Raw genomic sequence first — 4,804 nt, 5'->3', positions numbered from 1 at the left:
TCGGGCAGGATCCGGTCCAGCAGCACCAGCGCCGGCCGGGACCGCCGCACGGCGTCCAGCGCAAGGGCGGCGCGGGGGACGCAGACCGTGTCCGCTCCCAGGGAGCTGCGCAGCACGTGGGTGACCATCGACCGGGTTGCGGGATCACCGCTGACATGCACGATCCGGAGGTGGTTGTCGACCGATCCCGGCCCTGCTCCCGACCCCGATCCTGCCGCCGGCCCCGATCCCGGCAGCCTGCTGCCCGGGACGGCCGGCACCGGCGCGAACCCGTCGTCGTCGTAGTAGTCGCTGTAGGCGTCGTCGAAACGGACGTCGACGGTGTCCAGCACCACCGCGAACACGCTGCCCACCCCGTAGCGGCTGGCCACCGTGAGAACGCCGCCCATGGCCGTGACCAGAGCGTGGGACAGCGCCAGCCCCAGTCCACTACCCTCAATGCCGCTTCGTTCGGCTCCGAGCCGTTCAAACGGCCGGAACAGCCTGTCCATGGCCTCGGGGGGCAGGCCGTTGCCGTCGTCCTCGACCTCGATCCGCACCCGCGCTCCGGTGATGGGCACGATCCCGACCCGGACGGTGCCGCCCTCGCGTCCGTACTTCAGGGCGTTACCGACCAGGTTGAGCAGGACCTGCCACAGCCGCCGCCGGTCGGCGTCGGCGACCAGCGGCTCAGACGGTGAGATGACACGCCGGATCCCGCGCTGTGCGGCGAGAGGCTCGACCAGCTCGACGACACCCTGGACGATCTCCAGGACGTTGACGGGCCCCTTGTTGATGTCCCCGCGTCCGGCCCGCAGCCGGGCGAGGTCGAGCACGTCGTCGATGAGGGCCTGCATGTGCCGGCCACCGGTGATGATGCGTTCGATGTCGTCGTGCAGCTCCGGTGGCAGCGGTTCGAGTTCCAGCAGCTGCGCGAAGCCGAGGACCGCGTTGAGGGGGGTGCGCAGCTCGTGCCCGAGCCGCGCGATGAACTCGTCTTTTGCCCGGGACTCCTGCTCGGCCGCCTTCCGTGCCCGGATGTCCTCGGTGTCCCGGGCGACGATCACGAGGCCGCCGGCGGGGTCGGACCGCACCGACACCAGATAGGGCGCGGTGTTGCCCGCGGCGTCGACGAGATCGACGGTTCCGCGCCACTGGCCGGTACGGCTCAGCGCCCGTGGTACGACATCGCGCAGCCGGACCCGCGACGACGGTTCCACCACGTCGGCCAGGTCCCGCAGATGGATCGTCCCGGTCAGCCGTTCACCGAGAAACGTCCTCGCAGCCACGCCCGCATCGAGCACGCGACCGTCCGCGCCGACGAGTACGACCAGGCTTGTCAGCGCGTCGAGGAGGGTCTGTGGAACCACCTATGCCTCGTCGTCCCGCATCGTCCACCCCACGGCGGGCAATAGTAGGGCGTGCCGTCGAAGAGCGTTGTCCCGGGTTTGGTTGAGTGCCTGATTGTGCCGTCCAAGGAATGGAACCTTTACAGAAAGTAGCACTCCGCGGGTGTTCGTCGCCAATACCGGTACGTAGGTGGTCGCCGCCATGGTAGATCTTGAATCATGCTCGTAGCGTTCAGCGTGACCCCGATCGGAGCCGGTGAGGATGTCGGTGACCTGGTCGCCGAAGCAGTGCGGGTGGTCCGCGCCAGCGGCCTGCCCAACGAGACGTCGGCGATGTTCACGACGATCGAAGGGGAGTGGGACGAGGTCATCGACGTCGTGCGCCGGGCGGTCGAGGCCGTGGCCGCGAAGTCCGGACGGGTGAGCCTGGTGCTCAAGGCCGACATCCGCCCGGGGGCCACCGACGCGATACACGCCAAGGTCGCCTCGATCGAACGGCACCTGGCCTGATCGCGACGCCCCGGGGGCCTCGCGTCCCCCGCTGGCGTCCCGGATGGTTCCAACCTGGTCGAATTCGCGACATTCACCGACCGTAGGCAGCCGGTCTGCCGAGGCGGTGTCCGGTTTCGCTGGTCAGATGCAACGATGGAGCCATGCCACGGAGGTCACCCATGCCGCCTGGGCCCCGGTCGTCAGGACCGGTGCCATCCAGGTCGAGGAATGCTACGCCCGGAGATCCACGGCTTTCCAACGAACTCGCCGGCCTCCGCTTCGCCGGCGCGGTCCCGCTCGATCCCAAGCCCGCACCCACGCGGCCGTCGACCGGGGCGGTGGGGGCGCGAGCCGCCCAGTCGGGCAAGGGCTCGCCGGTGCAACCCGTCGTCGTGGACGTAAGCGAGGCGACGTTCGCCACGGAGGTCCTGCAACGATCCATGCAGACCCCGGTGGTGGTCGACTTCTGGGCCGAGTGGTGTGGCCCGTGCAAGCAGCTCAGCCCCATTCTTGAGCGGCTGGCGGAGGCTGACGGCGGGCGCTGGATACTCGCCAAGATCGATGTGGACGCGAACCCGCAGCTCGCCCAGGCCGCGGGCGTCCAGGGTATTCCCGCGGTCAAGGCGATCATCGGCGGGCGGATCATCGGCGAGTTCACCGGTGCCCTGCCCGAACGCGAGGTGCGGGCCTGGCTCGACCAGTTGCTCGCACTCGTCGACGAGGCCTCCGCCGGCCTGCCCGGCGGGCCGGACCCGGCCGTGTCCGACCCGCATCACACCGCTGCCGAGGACGCTCTCGCCCGCGGCGACTTTGACGCCGCCGCGGCGGCCTACCGCGCCCGGCTCGCCGAGGCCCCCGGCGACTCGGACGCGGCGCTGGGGCTCTCCCGCGTCGAACTCTTCCAGCGGGTGGCCACGATCGACGCGACCGCGCTGCGCACCCGGCTGTCGGCCGACCCCGACGATGTCGAGGCGGCCATCATGCTGGCCGACGTCCTGGTCGCCAAGGGCGAGGTCGAGACGGGCTTGGCGCGGCTGGTCGGCGTTGTCCGGCGGACCAGCGGCGACGAGCGGGAACGTGTACGGGCGCATCTTGTCGGCCTGTTCCAGGCGCTGGGGGATGCCGAGCCGGCAGTCGGCCCGGCGCGGCGAGCCCTGGCAGCCGCCCTTTTCTAGGGATTTTCCCGCCGGCCGGAGGCCTTGACAGATCCGGCGATCGTCCGTCCGGCGAGGGCTCTGTCGGGGTCCTCGCCGGAGCAGCACGGGGACGTCCGGTCAGTTCTGACCGGAGCCCTCGTAGCACAGCCACAGGGTCGCCAGGGCGGGCAGGGTGAGCGTCGCCGATGCCGGCTGGTTGTGGCGGGCGGCGTCCACGGCGACGACGGAACCCATGTTCCCCATCCCGCTGCCGGCGTACTCGGTGGCGTCGGTGTTGATGACCTCACGCCAGCGTCCGGCGAACGGTAGGCCGAGCTGATAGTCGGTGTGGGGGATGCCCGAAAAGTTGGTGACACAGGCGAGCACTGTGCCGGCCGCCGGAGCACCGGCCGCCGGAGCACCGGCCGGAGCGCCGGAGGTCGGACCACTCCGGGTGGGGTCGCCGGACGCCGGGTCGCCGGCCCACCGCAGGAACGAGAACACGTTGTCCTCGGCGTCGTTCGCGTCGATCCACGAAAACCCGTCCGGAGAGGTGTCCCGTTCCCAGAGGGCGGGTGTGGCGCGATAGATCCCGTTGAGATCCTTCAGCAGCGCGGTCATGCCCCGGTGGCGCGGGTCGTCCAGGTGCCACCAGTCCAGCGACCGGGCCTCGGACCACTCGGCCTCCTGGGCGAACTCCCCGCCCATGAACAGCAGATGCTTGCCCGGGTGCGCCCACATGTAGCCGTAGAGAGCGCGCAGGTTGGCCAGCTGCTGCCAGCGGTCACCGGGCATCTTGCGCAGCAGCGAGCCCTTCCCGTGCACCACCTCGTCGTGGCTGAGCGGAAGGACGAAGTTCTCCGAGTACGCGTACATCATGGAGAAGGTCATCTGGTGGTGGTGGTACACGCGGAACACCGGTGCCCGGGAAAGGTAGTCCAGCGTGTCGTGCATCCAGCCCATGTTCCACTTGAAGCCGAAGCCCAGACCCCCCAGATGCGTCGGACGGGTGACGCCAGGCCAGGCGGTCGACTCCTCGGCGATCATCATCGCGCCCGGGACTCGCCGGTAGACCGTGGCGTTGGTCTCCTGCAGGAACGACACCGCCTCGAGGTTCTCCCGGCCGCCGTGGACGTTGGGTACCCAGTCACCCTCGGACCTGGAGTAGTCGAGGTAGAGCATGGAGGCGACGGCGTCCACCCGCAGCCCGTCCACATGGAACTCCTCGAACCAGTACACCGCGTTCGCGACCAGGAAGTTTCGTACCTCGGGACGCCCGAAGTCGAAGACGTACGTCCCCCAGTCGGGTTGTTCGCCGCGACGCGGATCAGGATGTTCGTACAGCGGCGTGCCGTCGAACCGGCCCAGCGCCCAGACGTCGCGGGGGAAGTGTGCCGGCACCCAGTCGACGATGACGCCGATTCCGGCCTGGTGAAGCTGGTCGACGAGGTACCGGAAATCGTCGGGGTCGCCGAACCGTGATGTCGGGGCGTAGTAGGCCGACACCTGGTAGCCCCAGGAGCCGCCGAAGGGATGCTCGGCCACGGGCAGCAGCTCGACGTGGGTGAATCCCATGTCCCGCACGTGGGCGACGAGTTCGCTGGCGAGCTCCCGGTATGACAGCCCTCTGCGCCAGGATCCCAGATGCACCTCGTAGACCGATATCGGCACGGCATGCCACGCGGTACGCCTGCGCCGCGCCAGCCATGCCTCGTCACCCCAGGTGTAGTCGGACTCGAAGACGACGCTCGCCGTGGCCGGCGGGTTCTCGGTGTGCAGCGCGAGCGGGTCGGCCTTCTGCCGCCACACGCCGTCGAATCCGAGGATCTCGTACTTGTAGCGGCAACC

At 69.6% G+C, this 4,804-nt stretch carries 4 protein-coding genes; 2 read left to right on the top strand and 2 right to left on the bottom strand.

The genetic code is table 11. The annotated features are described in order from the left end of the window. A partial coding sequence (locus DD1DGNOD_RS22180; protein ID WP_241255920.1) for a hybrid sensor histidine kinase/response regulator occupies nucleotides 1-1,349 on the bottom strand: 1,349 nt, incomplete at its 3' end. Nucleotides 1,350-1,547: 198 nt separating this feature from the next. On the opposite strand from DD1DGNOD_RS22180, the gene DD1DGNOD_RS22175 reads away from it, so the two are divergent. Continuing rightward, nucleotides 1,548-1,838 (top strand): MTH1187 family thiamine-binding protein, encoded by a 291-nt coding sequence (locus tag DD1DGNOD_RS22175; protein WP_131768415.1) that lies wholly within the window; start codon nucleotides 1,548-1,550, stop codon nucleotides 1,836-1,838. Between the two features lie 161 nt (nucleotides 1,839-1,999). Further along, nucleotides 2,000-2,995: a tetratricopeptide repeat protein gene (locus DD1DGNOD_RS22170; protein ID WP_131768414.1), complete on the top strand. Its 996-nt coding sequence runs from the start codon at nucleotides 2,000-2,002 to the stop codon at nucleotides 2,993-2,995. 99 nt (nucleotides 2,996-3,094) lie between these two features. Here DD1DGNOD_RS22170 and glgB read toward each other — a convergent pair. Then, the coding region (gene glgB / locus DD1DGNOD_RS22165; RefSeq protein WP_131770973.1) for a 1,4-alpha-glucan branching protein GlgB at nucleotides 3,095-4,804 on the bottom strand (1,710 nt) is incomplete at its 5' end.

Origin of the sequence: Candidatus Protofrankia californiensis (genome assembly GCF_900634765.1) — a bacterium.
GTDB classification, from domain to species: domain Bacteria; phylum Actinomycetota; class Actinomycetes; order Frankiales; family Frankiaceae; genus Protofrankia; species Protofrankia californiensis.
The sequence above is the reverse complement of the archived record's forward strand: the minus strand, read 5'-3'. Positions and strand labels throughout refer to the sequence as shown.